This window comes from Cupriavidus lacunae (genome assembly GCF_003353055.1).
In the GTDB taxonomy this organism is placed as follows: domain Bacteria; phylum Pseudomonadota; class Gammaproteobacteria; order Burkholderiales; family Burkholderiaceae; genus Cupriavidus; species Cupriavidus lacunae.
Genome location: NZ_QKWJ01000003.1, coordinates 204,113 through 222,322, shown reverse-complemented (window position 1 = coordinate 222,322; position 18,210 = coordinate 204,113). Strand labels below are relative to the sequence as shown.

18 protein-coding genes and 1 tRNA gene are annotated in these 18,210 nt (G+C 66.3%); 5 read left to right on the top strand and 14 right to left on the bottom strand.

Going from position 1 to position 18,210, the window contains the following annotated elements:
- The first annotated feature begins 202 nt into the window (after positions 1–202).
- Both coaD and DN412_RS04505 read left to right on the top strand, forming a co-directional pair.
- A complete protein-coding gene (gene coaD / locus DN412_RS04510; RefSeq protein WP_010814369.1) occupies positions 203–688 on the top strand; it encodes a pantetheine-phosphate adenylyltransferase in 486 nt (161 codons plus the stop codon).
- 68 nt (positions 689–756) lie between these two features.
- On the top strand, positions 757–1,017 hold the full coding sequence (locus DN412_RS04505; RefSeq protein WP_078195177.1) for a YfhL family 4Fe-4S dicluster ferredoxin: 261 nt from the start codon (positions 757–759) through the stop codon (positions 1,015–1,017).
- 138 nt (positions 1,018–1,155) lie between these two features.
- On the opposite strand, the gene pth is transcribed toward DN412_RS04505, so the two are convergent.
- The 7 genes from pth to DN412_RS04470 all read right to left on the bottom strand — a co-directional run bounded on the left by pth (position 1,156) and on the right by DN412_RS04470 (position 7,372).
- Positions 1,156–1,752 carry an aminoacyl-tRNA hydrolase gene (gene pth / locus DN412_RS04500; protein WP_115013467.1) on the bottom strand — a complete coding sequence of 199 codons (597 nt, stop codon included), beginning with the start codon at positions 1,750–1,752 and terminating at the stop codon, positions 1,156–1,158.
- A gap of 151 nt (positions 1,753–1,903) precedes the next feature.
- A complete protein-coding gene (locus DN412_RS04495) occupies positions 1,904–2,521 on the bottom strand; it encodes a 50S ribosomal protein L25/general stress protein Ctc (RefSeq protein WP_115013401.1) in 618 nt (205 codons plus the stop codon).
- Between the two features lie 132 nt (positions 2,522–2,653).
- Positions 2,654–3,607: a ribose-phosphate pyrophosphokinase gene (locus DN412_RS04490; protein WP_010814374.1), complete on the bottom strand. Its 954-nt coding sequence runs from the start codon at positions 3,605–3,607 to the stop codon at positions 2,654–2,656.
- 94 nt (positions 3,608–3,701) lie between these two features.
- A tRNA-Gln gene (locus DN412_RS04485) sits at positions 3,702–3,778 on the bottom strand.
- Positions 3,779–3,838: 60 nt separating this feature from the next.
- Complete coding sequence (ispE, locus tag DN412_RS04480; protein ID WP_115013400.1) at positions 3,839–4,717, bottom strand: 4-(cytidine 5'-diphospho)-2-C-methyl-D-erythritol kinase; 879 nt, start codon at positions 4,715–4,717, stop codon at positions 3,839–3,841.
- Positions 4,718–4,725: 8 nt separating this feature from the next.
- Positions 4,726–5,337, bottom strand: coding sequence for a lipoprotein insertase outer membrane protein LolB (gene lolB, locus DN412_RS04475; protein WP_115013399.1), 612 nt, complete (start codon positions 5,335–5,337; stop codon positions 4,726–4,728).
- Between the two features lie 91 nt (positions 5,338–5,428).
- The gene (locus DN412_RS04470) at positions 5,429–7,372 is read right to left on the bottom strand and encodes a tetratricopeptide repeat protein (protein WP_115013398.1); all 1,944 of its coding nucleotides are present in this window, start codon (positions 7,370–7,372) and stop codon (positions 5,429–5,431) included.
- Positions 7,373–7,525: 153 nt separating this feature from the next.
- On the opposite strand from DN412_RS04470, the gene mutM reads away from it, so the two are divergent.
- The 3 genes from mutM (at position 7,526) to mutY (ending at position 11,947) form a co-directional block, all read left to right on the top strand.
- Positions 7,526–8,416, top strand: coding sequence for a bifunctional DNA-formamidopyrimidine glycosylase/DNA-(apurinic or apyrimidinic site) lyase (mutM, locus tag DN412_RS04465; RefSeq protein WP_115013397.1), 891 nt, complete (start codon positions 7,526–7,528; stop codon positions 8,414–8,416).
- Between the two features lie 292 nt (positions 8,417–8,708).
- The gene (locus tag DN412_RS04460) at positions 8,709–10,661 is read left to right on the top strand and encodes a dynamin family protein (protein ID WP_115013396.1); all 1,953 of its coding nucleotides are present in this window, start codon (positions 8,709–8,711) and stop codon (positions 10,659–10,661) included.
- A gap of 107 nt (positions 10,662–10,768) precedes the next feature.
- Positions 10,769–11,947, top strand: coding sequence for an A/G-specific adenine glycosylase (gene mutY / locus DN412_RS04455; RefSeq protein WP_115013395.1), 1,179 nt, complete (start codon positions 10,769–10,771; stop codon positions 11,945–11,947).
- 19 nt (positions 11,948–11,966) lie between these two features.
- Here mutY and DN412_RS04450 read toward each other — a convergent pair whose 3' ends face one another.
- The 7 genes from DN412_RS04450 to DN412_RS04420 all read right to left on the bottom strand — a co-directional run bounded on the left by DN412_RS04450 (position 11,967) and on the right by DN412_RS04420 (position 18,124).
- Positions 11,967–12,626 carry an LON peptidase substrate-binding domain-containing protein gene (locus tag DN412_RS04450; RefSeq protein WP_078195185.1) on the bottom strand — a complete coding sequence of 220 codons (660 nt, stop codon included), beginning with the start codon at positions 12,624–12,626 and terminating at the stop codon, positions 11,967–11,969.
- A gap of 81 nt (positions 12,627–12,707) precedes the next feature.
- Positions 12,708–13,592 carry an RNase adapter RapZ gene (rapZ, locus tag DN412_RS04445; RefSeq protein ID WP_078195186.1) on the bottom strand — a complete coding sequence of 295 codons (885 nt, stop codon included), beginning with the start codon at positions 13,590–13,592 and terminating at the stop codon, positions 12,708–12,710.
- Positions 13,593–13,700: 108 nt separating this feature from the next.
- Positions 13,701–14,096: a PsiF family protein gene (locus tag DN412_RS04440; RefSeq protein WP_115013394.1), complete on the bottom strand. Its 396-nt coding sequence runs from the start codon at positions 14,094–14,096 to the stop codon at positions 13,701–13,703.
- Between the two features lie 185 nt (positions 14,097–14,281).
- Complete coding sequence (gene hprK, locus DN412_RS04435; RefSeq protein WP_078195188.1) at positions 14,282–15,253, bottom strand: HPr(Ser) kinase/phosphatase; 972 nt, start codon at positions 15,251–15,253, stop codon at positions 14,282–14,284.
- Positions 15,254–15,333: 80 nt separating this feature from the next.
- Positions 15,334–15,789, bottom strand: a complete 456-nt coding sequence (locus DN412_RS04430; protein ID WP_078195189.1) for a PTS sugar transporter subunit IIA — start codon at positions 15,787–15,789, stop codon at positions 15,334–15,336.
- A gap of 454 nt (positions 15,790–16,243) precedes the next feature.
- Positions 16,244–16,594, bottom strand: coding sequence for a ribosome hibernation-promoting factor, HPF/YfiA family (hpf, locus tag DN412_RS04425; protein ID WP_010814386.1), 351 nt, complete (start codon positions 16,592–16,594; stop codon positions 16,244–16,246).
- A gap of 48 nt (positions 16,595–16,642) precedes the next feature.
- Positions 16,643–18,124: an RNA polymerase factor sigma-54 gene (locus DN412_RS04420; protein ID WP_115013393.1), complete on the bottom strand. Its 1,482-nt coding sequence runs from the start codon at positions 18,122–18,124 to the stop codon at positions 16,643–16,645.
- Between the last annotated feature and the right edge of the window lie 86 nt (positions 18,125–18,210).

Genomic DNA, 18,210 nt, shown 5'->3' with positions numbered 1-18,210 from the left:
TGGGGAAGGTCCCCTTCCTCATTTAGCAACGGCTTCTTAGCTGCACTGCCGCAAAACGGTGCGCCGGGCGACTTCCAAGTGGCGCATTTAGGGTTACACTACGCCGCTGTCACAACGCGCTCGCGACGCAGCACCCACACCGGCCCGGCCGGCGCAAGAGGCGGCCATCCATGGCCGGCAGCGGGCAGATCAAGGAGGAAGTATGGTCATCGCGGTCTATCCCGGCACCTTCGATCCAATGACCCGGGGACACGAGGATCTTGTCCGCCGTGCGTCGAACATCTTCGACGAACTGGTGGTCGGCGTGGCGCACAGCCCCAACAAGCGCCCGTTCTTTTCGCTCGAAGAGCGCATCGGCATCGCCCGTGAAGTCCTCGGGCACTATCCCAATGTGCGCGTCGAAGGCTTTTCCGGCCTGCTCAAGGACTTTGTGCGCAATAACAATGCGCGCGTGATCGTGCGCGGCCTGCGCGCGGTGTCCGACTTCGAGTACGAATTCCAGATGGCGGGCATGAACCGCTACCTGCTGCCCGACGTGGAAACCATGTTCCTGACGCCATCGGACCAGTACCAGTTCATCTCCGGCACCTTCGTGCGCGAGATCGCGGTGCTGGGCGGCGATGTCAGCAAGTTCGTGTTCCCGTCGGTGGAACGCTGGCTGCAAGAGAAAATCGGCAAACCGGAATAAAATACTGGCTTCAGACACGCCAGTTCGCGGCCAGTCGGGCGCGGGCGTGTCGGCAGGAAGGAAACACCATGGCGCTGATCATCACTGACGACTGCATCAACTGCGACGTTTGTGAACCCGAGTGCCCGAACGAAGCCATTTCGATGGGGCCCGAGATCTATGAAATCGACCCCAACAAGTGCACCGAGTGTGTCGGGCATTTCGACGAGCCGCAATGCCAGCAGGTCTGCCCGGTCGCCTGTATCCCCAAGGATCCGAACCGCGTCGAGACCCACGAGGTGCTAATGCAGCGCTACCGTCTGCTGACGGCGGCGAAGCACGCGGCCTGAATCCGGCAGCTTCAGCCAGGCAAAAAACCCCCGGCACCGCAAGGTGACGGGGGTTTTGTTTTTTCCCGGTTGCAACAGGTACTGCCTGCAATACTGCGCGGTTACGCCCCCATCGGCTTGCGTGGCTGGGCCTGTCGATCAGCGCGTGGTATGCAACTGCGCCATGGCGCGCTCGGCATCGCCGCGTGCCAGCAGGCCGAGCGGGTCGATGCAGCGGTCGATGGCGGCGTCGATGGCTTCCTGTTCCTCGCGCCGCGGCGGCTTGAGCACGAAATTGACCACGTCCTCGCGGCCGGTACCGGCGCCGCCGGGGGCGTTGCGCGGATGGCCCACGCCCAGGCGCAGGCGCCAGTAGTCCTGCGTGGTCAGGTGGGCCGAAATGTCCTTCAGGCCGTTGTGGCCGCCCGCGCCGCCGCCGCGCTTGAGCTTGGCGGCGCCCGCCGGCAGGTCCATCTCGTCATGCGCGACCACGATCTCGTCGGGCAGGATTTTGTAGAAGCGCGCCAGCGACACCACGGCCAGCCCGGAGCGGTTCATGAAGGTCGACGGCTTGAGCAGCCAGATGTCCTGGTCCCACAGCCGCGCGCGCGCGGCCAGGCCGTGGAAGCGGCCTTCCACGCGCATCGTGGTGCCGCCCATGCGGGCCAGCTGGTCCACCAGCCAGAAGCCGGCGTTGTGTCGGGTGGCCTCGTACTCCGCACCGGGATTGCCGAGGCCGACGATGAGCTTGATCATGCGTTTGACTGTGTCGTTGGCGCGCAGGGCTGCGCCACAGGCGCCAAGGATACCGAAAAACCGGCAGACGGCTTGCCGGGCGAAAAAAAACCGCCGCAAGAGCGGCGGTTTCTTCGTGGCGCGGCCCGCGGGCCGCAACCGCTGCTGCAGCTTAGGCAGCCGGCGTTTCGCCAGCGGCTTCGCCGCCTTCGGCAGCTTCCGACACGGCGCCAGCCGGTTGCGAGATGCTGGCGACGGCCGGGTTGTCGTCACCGTGGGTGATCACGGTCACGCCCTTCGGCAGCTTGATGTCCGACAGGTGGACGGTCTGGTTCAGTTCGACGGCGGCCAGGTCCACTTCGATGAACTCGGGCAGGTCGGCCGGCAGGCACGACACTTCCAGGTCGTTCACGATGTGGTTGACGATGCCGTGGCCCAGCTTCACGCCAGGAGCGGTTTCCTGGTTCATGAAGTGCAGGGGCACCTTGACGTGGATCTTGTCGTTGGCCGACACGCGCTGGAAATCGACGTGCAGCACCAGCGGCTTGAACGGGTGCATCTGGAATGCACGCAGCAGGGCCTGTTCGCTCTTGCCGGCAACTTCCAGGTCCAGGATCGACGAGTGGAACGCTTCCTTCTTCAGGGCGTGCCACAGGGCGTTGTGATCCAGTTCGATCATCTTCGGCTCGGCGGCGCCGCCGTAGATGATGCCGGGGGTCTTGCCCGAATTGCGCAGGCGGCGGCTCGCACCCGTTCCCTGTACGCTACGCTCGAAAGCGACAACTTTCATGATGACTCCAAAAGTAAGAAGGCTGTCCGCGACCAGACAGCCTCGTTGCGGCGCAAACGGAAAAATATGCGCCGATCAAGTCACGTTGACCGCTAAAAAACGGCGATCAACGCAATAAAGCTTTAAATTCTATCAGGAACCCGCAAACAGCGACATGATCGAGTCGCCCTTGACGATACGGGTGAAAGTCTCGGCCAGCAGCGGGGCGGTCGAGAGCTGACGGATCTTGGTGCATTTGGCGGCTTCTTCGGACAGCGGAATGGTGTCGCACACCACCACTTCGTCCAGCGCCGAGTCCGCAATGCGGGCCGCCGCGCCGCCCGACAGCACGGGATGCGTGCAGTAGGCGAAGACCTTCAGCGCGCCGCGCTCCTTCAGCACCTGGGCGGCCTTGCACAGCGTGCCGCCGGTGTCGATCATGTCGTCCATGATGACGCAGTTGCGGCCGTCGACTTCACCGATGATGTTCATCACCTCGGCCACGTTGGCCTTGGGACGACGCTTGTCGATGATCGCCAGGTCGCAGTTCAGTTCCTTGGCCAGCGCGCGGGCACGGACCACGCCGCCGACGTCCGGCGACACCACCAGCAGGTCGCCGTAGTTCTTCTCGCGCAGGTCGCCCAGCAGAACCGGCGAAGCGTAGATGTTGTCGACGGGGATATCGAAGAAGCCCTGGATCTGGTCGGCATGCAGGTCCATCGTCAGCACGCGCTCGACGCCGGCGACTTCCAGCATGTTGGCCACGACCTTGGCCGAGATCGCCACGCGCGCCGAACGCGGGCGGCGGTCCTGGCGGGCATAGCCGAAGTAGGGCATGGCGGCGGTGATGCTGCGTGCCGAGGCGCGCTTGAGCGCATCGACCATCACCATCAGTTCCATCAGGTTGTCGTTGGTCGGCGCGCAGGTGGACTGCAGCACGATGACGTGCTTGCCGCGAACGTTTTCCTGGATGTCAACCTGAACTTCGCCGTCGGAGAAACGGCCAACGAGTGCCTTCCCTAGCGGAATGCCGAGGTGCTGTACGACAGCCTCCGCGAGTTTGGGGTTGGCGTTGCCGGTAAATACCATCAAGCCTTCGCTGCTCATTCGGGGCACCTGTCTTGCTGCTGGGGGAGCTTGGCGTCACCGGCAAAGCCGGTGACTGATACTGAGGGTCCGTAAGGACACTATAGGAATGTAATGGCAGGGGAAGAAGGATTCGAACCTTCGAATGCCGGAATCAAAATCCGGTGCCTTGACCAACTTGGCGACTCCCCTACACAACCGGGCCGTTCATCGTGGTACCAGACTGCCGTACCTCGCCGAACGAAAAACTTGCTACGCGAGCGCTGCGAGCGGGTGACGTGCCAGACTGCGCACACACCTGCCATCCCACTCGGGAGGCAACCTTTCCAAAACCTTCTGCGCCGTTATTGCGTCTGGAAAACGCGCAAACACGCAGGCTCCGGATCCGGTCATCCTGGCATGCTGATTATGTTGCTTCAGCCATGTCAGGGCTCGGGCGACTTCGCCGAACTTCGCTGTTGCTATCGGTTCCAGGTCGTTGCGACCGAAATCGAATTTGTTTGTGCGAGCAGCGAAGACCGCAATTATGGAGAGGGGCGTATCCCTTGTCAAGCACTCGTCCGAAAAAATTTCAGCGGTGGGGACATGCTGTTTCGGGTGGATAACCACGAACCAGCTGTCGGGCAACTCGACCGGCGTCAGGTCCTCGCCGATGCCTTGCGCGAAGGCGTTCTCGCCGAGCACGAACACAGGCACGTCCGCGCCCAGCGCCAGGCCGATGCGCATCAGCTCGGCGCGCTTCAGGCCCAGTCCCCACAGGTGGTTCAGCGCCAGCAGCGTAGTGGCGGCATCGGACGAGCCGCCGCCGATCCCGCCGCCCATCGGCAGCACCTTGTCGATGGCGATATCGGCGCCGAAGGTGGTGCCGGTGGCGGCCTGCAGCGCGCGCGCGGCGCGCACCACCAGGTCGGTCTCGGCCGGCACGCCGGGCACCTCGGTGACACGCGCGACCACGCCGTCTTCGCGGCGCCGGAAATGCAGCGTGTCGCACCAGTCGACCAGCTGGAACACGGTCTGCAGCGTGTGGTAGCCGTCGGCGCGGCGGCCGGTCACGTGCAGGAACAGGTTGAGCTTGGCCGGCGCGGGGCAGTCGCGCAGTTCGGGCGGGGGCAGGGGATGGCTGCGGCGCATGGCGTGGTTCATGGCGTCTGGGGATCGATCACGAGGCGCACCGACAGCGGATTGCTGCCGGCGTCGCGGGCCAGGTCGATGCGGCGCGGCACCTGGGTTGCAGCGGCGCCGGCTGCGGGCGCATCCTGCCAGGCGACATAGCGCACGGTCCAGCCGTTCTGCGACAGCGTGGCCAGCCGGCCCTGCTCGTCGCGCGTGGTGCGCGCCGGCGCGCCCTGCGTGGCACGCCCGTGCAGCCAGTCGCGCATGCCGGCCACCGGCAGCGCAAAGCCGAGCGCTTCCTCCATCAGGGTGTCGACTTCGGGCGCGTTGCGCGGCGGCTGGTTGGGCAGGTCAAGCGTGGCGCCGGACGGTGTCGCGGTGACCACGGCCAGGGTCTGGCCGAGCGGCGACACCAGGTCCAGCCGCACGTTGCGGCCCTGCTCTTCCCAGCGGAAGCTGCCCTGCACGCCCTCGTCGCGCCCGTAGCGCACGTAGTTGGCGGAGAAGCGGCCGGTGTATTGCTGGCTGGCGGCGCTGGGGTCGACATCAAAGCTGCGCGACGGCGCCACGCTGGCGCACGCCTGCAACAGCAGGGGCGCGCCCAGGCAAAGCAGCGCCAGGCGTCGGGATCGGTTCATGGGCATGGTCGTGAGGACGGCGGCGCGGCGGCCGCCGGCTGACGGGAATCCGGCGCCGCGGGCCCGGGCTTCGGGCGCGCGGCGCGCGGGGTTACTTGGACAGCTGCATGTTGACCTTGTAGCGGCGCAGCGTATCGACCAGGGTCTCGTTCTCGGGGTCGATGCGCACGGCTTCGGTCCAGGTCTTGCGCGCTTCGTCGCGCTCGCCGAGTGCCCACAGCACCTCGCCCAGGTGCGCGCCGATCTCGGCTTCGGGCGCCTTGGAATAGGCATTGCGCAGCAGGTCGGCCGCGGGGCGCAGGTCGCCCATGCGGAATTTGACCCAGGCCAGGCTGTCCATGATGTAAGGATCGTCCGGTCCCAGCTCGGAGGCGCGCTCCAGCAGCTTGAGCGCCTCGGGCAGGCGCTCGTTGCGGTCGGCCAGCGAGTAGCCCAGCGCGTTATAGCCCTGCTTCTGCTGCGGCTGCAGCGCGATCACTTTGCGCAGGCCTTTTTCCATGCTGTCGTAGCGCTTCTGGCGTTCGTCGAGCATGGCCAGCTCATAGATCCAGTCGGCGTTGTCGGGCTCGGCGGTAACGCGTTCGTTGAGCACCTTGCGGGCGCGGTCATAGGCCTTGCTCTCCATCAGCGTGGCCACTTCGGCCTGGCGGATGGCGGTCACGCGCTGCGTGCGCTGGCCGGGATCGGGGATGTCATCGGCGTCGCTGAGCAGCTCGCCAAAGAGCGCCTGCGCGTCGTCGAGCTTGCCCATGCGCGCCAGCAACTGCGCGCGCTTGGCGGTTGCCGCGGGCGCGAGGCGGATATCCTCGATGCGGTCCAGCCAGCGGATCGCACCCGCGTAGTCCTTGCGCTCCTCGGCAATCTGCGCCAGGTACTGGTAGGCGATGTCCGGGTTGGCGGTGGGCTGCTTCTCGACCAGTTGCAGGTATTCCTGCAGGTACTGCTCGGCCTCGTCGTAGTTCTTGGCCTGCAGGCTGGTCAGGCCAAGCGCCAGCGGGACGCGCGGGTCGGCAGGGGCCACCTTGCGCAGCGTCTCAAATTCCGCGCGGGCCGACTGCATGTCGTTCTTCAGCAGGTACAGCCGCGCCAGCGTGATATGGCCGTTGACCGAGTCGGGCGACTTCTCGAGGAAGCGCTTGAGCACCGCGACGGCTTCGTCGGGCTGCTTCTCCGCGCGCATCTCGGCCGACATCAGCGCGGCCGCTTCATAGCCGGGGCGCAGCAGCAGCGCCTGGTCGAGGGCGGCCAGCGCGCCCGGGTCGTCGCCGGCGATTTCCCTGGCGCGCGCCAGGGCCAGCTGCGTTTCAGGCAGCCTGGCTTCATTCCTGGTCAGGTCCTGCAGCAGCGCGGCCGCGCCGGCCGGATCGCTGGTGCGCGACAGCTGCTGCTGCAGCTGCAGGATGGCGTCGCCGCGATGGTTGGCCGGCACAGCGGCCAGCTGTTGCTGCAGCAGTGGCCGGGCGTCGTCCCAGCGGCCGTTGAGCACCAGCAGCGTCGACAGCACCTGGGTTGCCGCGGGTGAGGTCGGGGCGATGTCCTTCCACAGGCGCGCGGCGTCGAGCGCCTGCTGCGGGATACGCGCGTTGAAGGCGATCTCGGTGGCGCGCTGCGCGAAGCGCGGGTCGCGGGTCTGGCGTGCCAGTTCCAGGTAGGTGCGGTAGGCCGGGCCGACCAGCCCGCGCTGCATGGAAATCTCCGCGGCCAGCACCATATAGACGATATCGTCGGTCAGCCCCAGCGACGGCAGCGGGGTGCGCGCCGACTTGCCGGCGGCAGGGCGCTCGTTTTCCGCCGCGGCCAGCTGCAACCTAGGCAGTGCCCCTGCGTCAACTGCCGGCGCCGCAGGGCTTGCGCCCGCGGCCATGGCCAGCACCGCAAAGGCGGCCAGCGCACGCGCGTGGCGCCGTGGCGCCAGGCACAAGCGGGCAAAAGCACCGGCTGTGCGCGATCCGGCGCCCGGGAATGTGGTCAGGCGGCCGCCCGCGGTGGCTTGCAACGTGGAGTCCGGCATCAGGTCCGGCATGAGGTCCGACATGTATTGAGTGCTCCGGCGCGCGCAGGCGAAGGATGGGAGATTGCGCATTGATAAAGGCATTGTAGCCTGCCGCTACAATGCGCTGCTTGGCGCCGCAGGACGGTGCCCGCAGGCGCGGCAGAAGTTTTGAGCGGTAACCAACGGAGAGGTTCGATGCCAGAATTGCCCGAGGTCGAAGTGACCCGGCGCGGCTTGTTGCCGCATGTGGTGGGACGCCGCATCGCCGCGGTCACCGTGCGCCACCGCGGCCTGCGCTGGCCGGTAGATCCGGAGCTGGAAGAGCGCCTGGCGCGGCGGCTGGTGCGCCGCATCGAGCGCCGCGGCAAGTACCTGCTGCTCGAGTGCGTCAGTGCCGATGCGGGGGAGCCCGCTGGCTGGCTGCTGGTGCACCTCGGCATGACCGGAACCCTGCGGGTGCTGCCCGATGCGCCACCGCCCGGTGCGCATGACCACCTCGACCTGGTGCTGGCTGCGGAGCCGGGCGCCACACCAGATGCCACCCAGCAGCCCGGGCAGGGCACGATCGTGCTGCGTTTCCGCGATCCCCGCCGCTTCGGCGCAATCCTGTGGACGACCCTGCCCGAGGCGGAACTGGCGTCGCATCCGCTGCTGCGCACGCTCGGCATCGAGCCCTTCGATCCCGCCTTCGACGGCGCCTGGCTGCATCGCCACACGCGCGGGCGCAGCGCCGCCATCAAGACCGTGCTGCTGGCCGGCGGCATCGTGGTTGGGGTGGGCAATATCTATGCGTCTGAAAGCCTGTTCCGCGCCGGCATCCGCCCGACCACCCCGGCCGGGCGCCTGAGCCGAGCGCGCTGCGACCGCCTGGCGCAGGCTGTGCGCGAAACCCTGGCGCAGGCCATCGAGCGCGGCGGCAGCACGCTGCGCGATTTTGTCGGCAGCGACGGCGCCAGCGGCTACTTCCAGCTCGATTGCTTTGTCTACGACCGCGCCGGCCAGCCGTGCCGGGTCTGCGCCACGCCCGTGCGCCAGATCGTGCAGGGCCAGCGCTCTACCTTCTACTGCCCCAACTGCCAGCACTGAGCCTTGGCGGCCCCTCAGGCCAGTCCGGCAGCAGGCGCCGTGTGCCGCACAATGCGCGCCGCCGGCTATTGTCGATGGGTCGGCGCAACACTCCCGGCGCCGCCGCCGCGCAAGGGGCGCGAATTCCACAAAACCATCGTGGAAACCTGTATCGTGTACGCAGTCATAAAAAGTTACAAAATGGCCCAGCCGCTTGCCGGGTAGACGCTGGTGCGGGCCGGCATTGCGTGAACACGGGCACACCGCGAAGGCGGCGAGCCCCGAGGTAAAACCGAGTCAGCCGAACAGCTCCATGACAACGCTCGCCCACCAATTCGAACAATACGGCGCCTGGAGAACCGGGGTCCTCCAGTCACTGGCCGAATTCCAGTCCTGGTTGCAGCAGCACGACCTGTACGATGCCCAGGCCGACGACCGCGTGCAGCGCATCCAGAGCGTGCTGCGCAGCGACCGCCTCAAGGTCGCCTTCATTGCCGAGTTCTCGCGCGGCAAGAGCGAGCTGATCAACGCCATCTTCTTTGCCGACTACGGGCGCCGCATCCTGCCATCGTCGGCGGGGCGCACCACCATGTGCCCGACCGAGCTGCGCTACGACGAGGCCGAGCCACCCAGCATCCGCCTGCTGCCGATCGAGACGCGCCTGCAGGAGGCCTCGACCGCTGACTTCCTGGAGGCAGGCACCTCGGCTTCGCACTGGCATTCGGTGCCGCTGGATCCGTCTTCGCCCGAGGGCATGCTGGACGCATTTCAGCACGTGGTGCAGACCGTGCGCGTGCCCCCGGAGCAGGCCGAGGCGCTGGGCCTGTACCACGAGAACGATCCCGACGCCGCCTATTCGGTCGATGCCGAAGGCATGGTCGAGATCTCGCGCTGGCGCCACGCCGTCATCAATTTCCCGCACCCGCTGCTGCGCCAGGGCCTGGTGATCCTGGACACGCCGGGCCTGAACGCGATCGGCACCGAGCCCGAGCTGACGCTGCGGCTGATCCCGGACGCGCACGTGGTGGTGTTCGTGCTGGCTGCCGACGCGGGCGTCACCAAGAGCGATCTGGAGCTGTGGCGCAGCCATGTCGGCGCCGGCCACCGGCGCGGCTGCCTGGCCGTGCTCAACAAGATCGACGGGCTGTGGGATCCGCTGCGCCAGCCGGGCGAGATCGCGCAGGAGATCGCGCGGCAGGTGTCCACCACCGGGCAGGTGCTGGGCATCGAGCAGTCGCGCGTGTATCCGGTCTCGGCGCAGAAGGGCCTGGTGGCCAAGGTCACGCATGACGATGCGCTGCTGGCGCGCAGCGGGCTGCCCGAATTCGAGCACGTGCTGTCCGACCAGCTGATCCCGCGCCGGCGCGAGATCGTCTCGGACCAGGTGCACCGGCAGGTGCAGGACATGGCGCGCGCCGCGCAGCAGCTGCTGCAGAGCCGCCGCCGCGATATCGTCGAGCAGCTGTTCGAGCTGCGCGGCCTGCGCGGCAAGAACCATGCGATGGTCAAGCACATGCTGATGCGGGTGCAGGGCGAGAAGGACGAGTTCGAGCAGAGCATCAGCAAGTTCCAGGCACTGCGCATGGTCTTCGGCCGCCACAGCGCCGACATCATCAAGAGCCTGCAGCTGCGCGACGTGCGCCGCACCATGCGCGCCGCGCGCGAGCAGATGAAGGAGCGCTTCTTCTCGCGCGGCCTGCGCGAGGACATGGATGCGCTGTTCGCGCAGCTGACGGGACTGGTGACCGATGCCGACAACAAGATCGGCCAGCTGCACCAGCTGATCGAAAGCATGTACCGGCGCTTCAATGCCGAGCACGGCTTCACACTGCCCGCGCCGATGCAGTTCACCGCCGAGCGCTACGTGGCCGAGCTGCAGGAGACGCTGCGGCTGGTGCATGCGCACTTCGGCACGGTCAGCATGCTGACGCGTTCACGCCCGCAGCTGGTGCAGAGCGCGTTCAACACCATGGCCAGCCGCGTGCTGGAGAACTTCCGTGACCTGAACCGCGATATCGAGGTCTGGCTCAAGTCGGTGATGACGCCGCTGGAAGCGCAGGTGCGCGAGCACCAGAAGCAGCTGCGCCGGCGCGTCGATTCGATCGAGCGCATCCACGAGGCCACCGACACGCTGGAAAGCCGCATCGCCGAGCTTGAGGAAGTGCTCAACGGGCTCGATGATCGCAGCGGGCTCATCGAGGGCTACGCGCAGCGGCTGATGCTGCCGGCTGCCGGCGCCGATAGTGCGAGCCTTGCGGTAGCCTAGCCCGCGTCCCCGGCCGGTATATCATGTGGCGCCGCGCTTTGCGGCGCCTTTTTCTTTGGCGCGCCGCAGTGTTCCCGCGCCTCAGCGCTTCAGATCGATTTACCCAAATGCCCCGCAAACCAGCCCTCCGCCCCGTCCCCGCCATGCCCGACGACATCCGCGTGCCGCCCGACTTCGGCGCGCGCGTGGTCGACTGGCAGCGCCGGCATGGCCGGCACGACCTGCCGTGGCAGAACACGCGCGACCCGTACCGCATCTGGCTGTCGGAGATCATGCTGCAGCAGACCCAGGTGAGCGCGGTGATCGATTATTTCCAGCGCTTTGTATCGCAGTTGCCCACGGTGCAGGACCTGGCCGCGGCGCCTGCCGACCAGGTGATGGCGCTGTGGGCGGGGCTGGGCTATTACTCGCGCGCGCGCAACCTGCACCGCTGCGCCATGCAGGTGGTCAGCGAGCACGGCGGCCGTTTCCCGACGGATCCCGCGGTGCTGGCCACGCTGCCAGGCATCGGCCGCTCCACTGCCGCGGCGATCGCCGCGTTCAGTGCCGGCGTGCGCTCGCCGATCCTGGACGGCAACGTCAAGCGGGTGTTCGCGCGTTGCTTCGGCATCCATGGCCATCCGGGCGAGCGCGCGGTGGAAACGCGCATGTGGCGACTGGCCGAGGTGGCCTTGCCGTCGCCCGGCCCGCGCCAGGCTGAGGACATGATCGCCTATACGCAGGGGCTGATGGACCTGGGCGCCACGGTGTGTTCGCGCGGCAAGCCGGCCTGCCTGGCCGACGCCGGCGCGTGCCCGCTGTCGGCCGATTGCGCGGCCCGCCGCGACGGGCTGACCGGCGTGCTGCCCACGCCCAAGCCGCGCGCGGCCATCCCCGAGCGCAGCACGGTGATGCTGCTGGTGCGGCGCGAGCGCGAAGTGCTGCTGCGCCTGCGCCCGGGCAGCGGCATCTGGGGCGGCCTGTGGAGCCTGCCGGAGATGCCGGTCGACACCGTGCCCTTCGATGCGGAAGCCGCCGAGGCGGCGGCGCTCGACTATGCGCGCGCCTTCGGCAGGCCCGCGCGCGCGGCGCTGACCGGCGAGCTGACCCATGTGTTCACGCACTTCCGCCTGCTGATCCGTGCCATCCGGGTCGATGTGAGCGCGGAAGGCGCAAGCCTGATGGTGCAGGACAGCGCCGGCGAGGCCGCGCAACGCTGGCTCTCGCTCGACGATCTCGATGCGGTGGGGACACCCGCGCCGGTGCGCCGGCTGCTGGAAGACCAGGCCCGCGGCGGGTTGTTCTGAACGTGACTGAAGACCGCGCCTAGAGCATGTGGTTCTGGCGCATGTAGCGGTGCACGATCTCGACGCGCATGCCCGCGTCGGGCAGTGCCATCAGCATCTGCTTGGCCTTGAGCGGCACCGGCAGCAATTCGCACAGCCGGTTGGCAACCCAGCTCGGGTCGTCCCAGAGGTAGGGCTCGTCGAACGGCAGGCGGTCGGGTTGCTCGGCATGCAGCCGCGTGACAATGCGCCGCAGCGCATCCAGGCATTCGCCCAGCAGCTCCAGCTTGCAGTCGATGATGTCGGGGGGGAGGACTTCGGCGCGTGCCACCAGCAGGCCGTCGTCGCGGGTCTCATGGCTGACGATATGGAAGCGCTCGCGGCCGCGCGCGCGGATCAGCAGCACGCCGAGTTGCTCCATGTTGCAGTCGACGATCTCGGCCAGGCAACCGACCGGCTCGGGCACGGTGGACTGGTCCGGGCGGGCCACTTCCTCGCCGCTTTCGATCAGGCAGACGCCAAAGGGTGTGCTGTCGCGCAGGCAGTTGCGCACCATGTCGACATAGCGCGCCTCGAACACGCGCAATGGCAGCCGTCCACCGGGAAACAGCACCGTGTGCAACGGGAACAGCGGCAGGTTGTCGAGCGTCCGTGGCGGATCTTCTGATGCCGTGGGACGGTAGAGGTCGGTCGAGGACATGCAGTGCCAGCTTGGGTATCGCGCAGCAAAGGGCCAACAGGCCAACGCTGTGTGCGGATGCCGGTGGGCAGTCCGCCTGCGTCAGCCCGCCGGTGCGAGCTCTCGGTGTCTCACCAGCACATTACCATGCGCCCGGAAATAGTTGGCGAGCCTTTCCGCAATATAGACCGAGCGATGCTGGCCGCCGGTGCAGCCGATCGCCACGGTCAGGTAGCTGCGGTTGTCGGCGATGAAACTTGGCAGCCACTTTTCGACGTAGGCGCGGATATCCTCGGCCATCGCCAGCACCATCGGCTGGGCCTGCAGGAAGTTGATCACTGGCATGTCGCGGCCCGTAAGGGGGCGCAGTGCCAGGTCGTAGTAGGGGTTGGGCAGCGAGCGCACGTCGAACACCATGTCGGCATCGCTGGGCACGCCGTGCTTGAAGCCGAACGACTCGAACAGCAGCGTCAGGCGCTGGCTGTCTTCGCGGATCAGTTCCTTGATCCAGCTGCGCAGCGTATTGGTGCGCACATTGCTGGTGTCGATACGGTGCGCGGCCTCGGCCAGCGGGCTCAGCAGCGCGCGCTCCATCTCGATCGCTTCCATCAGCGCGGTGTCATTGAAGGCAGTTTCGCCGCCCGGGACCGTCACGCCCTCGGTGCGCGCCGACAGCGGGTGGCGGCGGCGCGTCTCGGAGTAGCGCTGCACCAGGGCATCGGTGCTGGCCGTCAGGAAGATCACCTCGACCTGGTGCTCGGCGGCCAGCGCGCGCACGGTGTCGGGCAGCTGGTCCAGGGATTCGCGGCTGCGGATGTCAGTGGCCACGCCCAGGTGCGTATAGCCCTGGCTGTCGAGGTAGCGGGTCAGTTCAGGGATGAACTGGGCCGGCAGGTTGTCCACGCAGTAATAGCCTGCATCTTCCAGGACGTTCAGTGCGACGGACTTGCCGGAACCGGATATGCCGGTGATGAGGATGATGCGCATAGCACTTGAAGCATAGCATCAGGTGCCGGCTGCGTCATGACAGTGCGTTTACAAAGCAAAAATGGCGAACCTCCCGGTTCGCCATGCTTCTTCAGCTGGTGTCGCCGCTCAGGCTGCCTTGGACAGGCAATCCTTCATGTAGGACTTGTATTCGTCGCCCTTCTTGCCCTTGCCGGACTTGCTGCAGGAGGCCATTTTCTCCTGCTGGGTCTTGGGTACCCCGGCCTTGGACAGGCATTCCTGCATGAACGCCTTGCGTTCGTCGCCCTTCTTGCCGGAGGCCTGGGTATTGCAGGCCTTCATCTTGTCCTGCTGGGCATTGGCCGTGGGCTTGTCCGGGGTAGCCGGCGTGGCGGACGTGGCGGGTGTGGCCGGCATCGCCGGGGCGGTCGCCGCCGGCTTTGCCGGCGTGGCGGGGGTGGCTGGCGTGGCGGCGGTCTGCGCAAAAGCGCTGGCAGCGATCATCGGGGTGACCAGCGCACACATCGCGATCAGTTTCTTCATGCTTGCTCTCCTCGGTGTGGAAAACTTCATGGCCGCGCGCCATTGGCGGCGTTGCAGCTTCCGTAACGGGCGCGATGCCCATTACAGCACAAAACGGAGCATGCCTGAGAAACGTTGACGTAATGCGTCAATGCCGTTGTAAGCAAATGAAAACCGTGCTGCGCGGGTGCAGGCGGCCCTGGGCCTCAGAGCAGCCGGCCCTGGCCGCGCGACACGACATCGGCCTGCATGGCGGCACGCTGGCGGTCCATGAAGTCGCGCAGCGTGTCGATGCCGCGCAGGCGCAGGATGGTGTTGCGCACGGCGGCCTCGACCAGCACGGCAAGGTTGCGGCCGGCCGCCACCTGGATCTTGACCATGTGGATCGGCAGGCCCAGCACGTCGAGGTACTGCGAATCGAGCGGCAGCCGCTCGAACTCGCCGTCGTTGCGCCGCACCAGCTGCACCACCAGCTTGATCTTCATCTTCCGCCGCACCGCGGTCTCGCCGAAGATGGTCTTGATATCGAGCAGGCCCAGGCCGCGCACTTCCAGCAGGTTCTGCAGCAGCGGCGGGCAGCGGCCTTCAATGAAATCCGGCCCCAGCCGGACGAAGTCGACCGCGTCATCGGCCACCAGCCCGTGGCCGCGCGAGATCAGTTCCAGGCCCAGTTCGCTCTTGCCCAGTCCCGATTCACCCATGATCAGCACGCCCATGCCCAGGATGTCGAGGAACACCCCGTGCATGGTCACGCGCGGCGCGGAGATGCGCGACAGGTACAGGCGCAGGTGGTCGATCACGGCCGCCGACGACACCGGCGTGGTAAACAGGGGTGTCGACGAGCGCGTGCAGCGCAGTTCCAGGTCGGGCGGCGGCTCCATGCCGTCGGCGATCACCAGGAAGGGCGGCTCCAGCAGGATCAGCTCGCCCATCTGGCGCTTGCGGGTCTCGTCGTCCAGGCGCTGGTAGTAGGTGATCTCGGGTTTGCCGAGCACCTGGATGCGGTTCGGGTGGATCAGGTTCAGGTGGCCCACCAGGTCGGCGGCGGAGGTGGCTTCGCGGGCGAACTCCACGTCAAAGGCGCGGTCGGCGCCCTCCAGGCCGGCCACCCACGAGAGTTTGATGTCGGCTGCGTTGTCGTCGAAGATGGACTGGGAAGTGACGCCGGTGAGTTCCATGCGGTAGGACTGGTAGGGCGGTGTGCGAAGCGCGTGGCGCCTGCCCGGTCTGTGCCGGCCCGCTTTGGGGGATCAGGGGATCAGGGATGCCATGCGATCAGCAGCTCGTGCACGGCATCGGGCGTGGGCAGTGTCGCCAGCCCTTCGCGCATGTCGCGATCCGAAAGCAGTTGCGCGATCTCGGACAGGATTTCCAGATGCTGTTGCGTGGCCTGTTCGGGCACGAGCAGGAAGATCAGCAGCGATACCGGCTTGCCGTCGGGCGATTCGAACGGAATCGGCTCGGCCAGGCGCATGAAGGCGGCCAGGGGATGCTTCAGTCCCTTGATGCGGCCATGCGGGATCGCCACGCCGGCGCCCAGGCCGGTAGACCCCAGCGACTCGCGCGCAAAGAGGTTGTCGGTCACGATGGCGCGCGCCACGCCATGGTTGTTCTCGAAGAGGAGCCCGGCCTGCTCAAACACACGCTTCTTGCTGGTGACGCTGACGTCGAGATTGATGTTGCCGGGTGGCAGCAATTTGGCCAAACGATTCATGAGCGATGCGCAGGATGTCAGTTAGCGGGCGGATCGTTCCGCCGGGCAGGGAGCTGGCTCCGGGCTGTCCTTGGCCTGGCCGGAGGCGTTCGGCCCATTATAGAGCAGCGGCCACCCTCGGATTGTGCAATGCAGCGAGGCAATCCGGTGCAGAACGATACATAGCGATGCAATCGTGCCCTCCGTGCCGGAAGCCGTCGCACCAACACAGGGCGCGGCCAGGATTCCTTCTCTTTGTATGGCGCAGCATACACCGTGCCGCCGCGCTTGCGAACACCCTTGCCCATTCGGGTGAAAGGCGTTTGCTCCGGCGCCACAACCTGCCGCGGCGCCAGCGCTGACGCGGCCCGGCCGTGGCCGGCGCAACGCACGGGCGCAAAAAAGCCGCGCTTCGTGGCGCGGCTTGCCTGTTCAATCCTGGGTCAGCAGCCCTGTGCGGGGCTGCCGGGCACGGTCATTGCTGCATTTGCGCTGCGGCCATCTGGTACTTGACCGCTTCGCGGTCGTGGCCTTGCACGCGATCCTTGTAGCGGATCACCTGACGGTCCAGCTTGTCGACGAGTGCGTCGATAGCTGCATATAGGTCTTCGTGATGCGCCTCGACAAAGATGTCCTTGCCCTTGAGATGTAGATTGATTTCCGCGTACTGACGCCGGTCCTTTTCCTTGTGGTTGTCGACAGAGAGCAGCACGCTAACGCCAATGACCTGATCGAAATGCCTGACGATTCGCTCCAGCTTCGTTTCCACGTACTCACGCAGAGGGGGCGTGATGTCCAGGTGGTGTCCACTGATCTTGAAGTTCATAGCGCTTCTCCTTCTGAAAGAGCCTCACCAGGCAGGCGGTGGGCTCGGCTACAAAGACTTGCGGAGATTGACTGCGGGGATCTTCAGGGCCTCGCGATACTTGGCGACGGTGCGTCGTGCGACAACGAAGCCTTGCTCACCCAGCAGTTCGGCAATGCGACTGTCGGAAAGGGGATTCCTCGGGTCTTCGGCTCCTATCAGTTGCTTGATCAAGGCGCGGATGGCCGTTGATGAAGCCGCGCCACCGGTTTCGGTGGACACGTGGCTGCCGAAGAAGTACTTCAGTTCGAAAGTACCCATCGGCGTTGCCATGTATTTATTGGTCGTCACCCGGGAGATGGTTGACTCGTGTAAACCCAGTGTATCGGCAATCTCACGCAAAACCAAGGGGCGCATGGCGATTTCACCGTGGGTGAAAAAGTTCTTTTGACGCTCGACAATGGCTTGCGAGACACGCAGGATCGTATCGAACCTTTGCTGGATATTCTTGATCAGCCAGCGTGCCTCCTGCAGCTTCTGCTGCAGCCCCGCGGTGCCGGACTCCCCCTTCGCGCCACGCAGGATTTGTGCATACATATCGTTGATGCGCAGCCTCGGCATCACATCCGGGTTGAGCTGCGCGATCCAGCCGCCGCCGCTCTTGCGCACAAACACATCCGGGACCACGAAATCAGCTTCCGGGCGGCTGTAGGCATGGCCCGGGTAGGGCGCGAGCGAACGGATCAGGTCGTGGGCGGCCTTCAGCGCTACTTCATCGACCTGCAGCGCCTTCTTCAGCCGCGTGTAGTCGCGTACGGCCAGCAACTCCAGGTGATTGGTGACGATGTTCAGCGCCAAGTCGCGCTGCGGGTGCTTCAGGCGGCGCAGCTGCAGCGCCAGGCACTCGGCGGCATTGCGCGCGCCCACCCCCGGCGGATCGAAGCTCTGCAAGAGCGTCAGGATCGCGTGAACTTCGTCGAGCTCGAATTCGAGTTCTTCAGGCAACTCCGTGCAGATCTCTTCAAGCGAGGCACTCAGGTAGCCATCGTCGTCGAGCGATTCGATCAGGAAGATGGCCAGGCCCTTGTCGCGCGTCGAGATCTTCAGCGGCGTCAGCTGCTCCATCAGGTACTCACGCAGCGTGGGCTCGGCTTCGCGCAGCTGCATCGGCGTCTTTTCGTCCTCGTCGCCTTGCGGGCGCCGGGCAAAGTCGTCCAGGCTCCAGTCGCCGCTGCCGTAGTCGTCGCCGCTGCTGTTGTCGCCATAGCTGTCGTCGTCACCCGCGCCGTCGGCACGGGCGTCGCCATTGCCCTGGGGTTCGGCGGGGGCGGGCGCCGGTGCGCTCTGGATATTGACCGAGCCATCGGCGGCCACGCGCAGCGGGCTTTCGATCCAGTCGTTCTCCCGCTCGAGCAGCGGGTTTTCCGTCAGGGCCTGTTCGACTTCCTGCTGCAGTTCCAGCGTGGACAGCTGCAGCAGCCGGATCGACTGTTGCAGCTGCGGGGTCAGTGCCAGATGCTGGGAGAGGCGGAGCTGTAGCGACGGTTTCATGCGACCTATTTTATGCGCATCTTTCCGATGTTGGAACGGAAATTGCTATCGCTGATGCGCTGTGATCGCCGTTGGCTGTGGCGCGT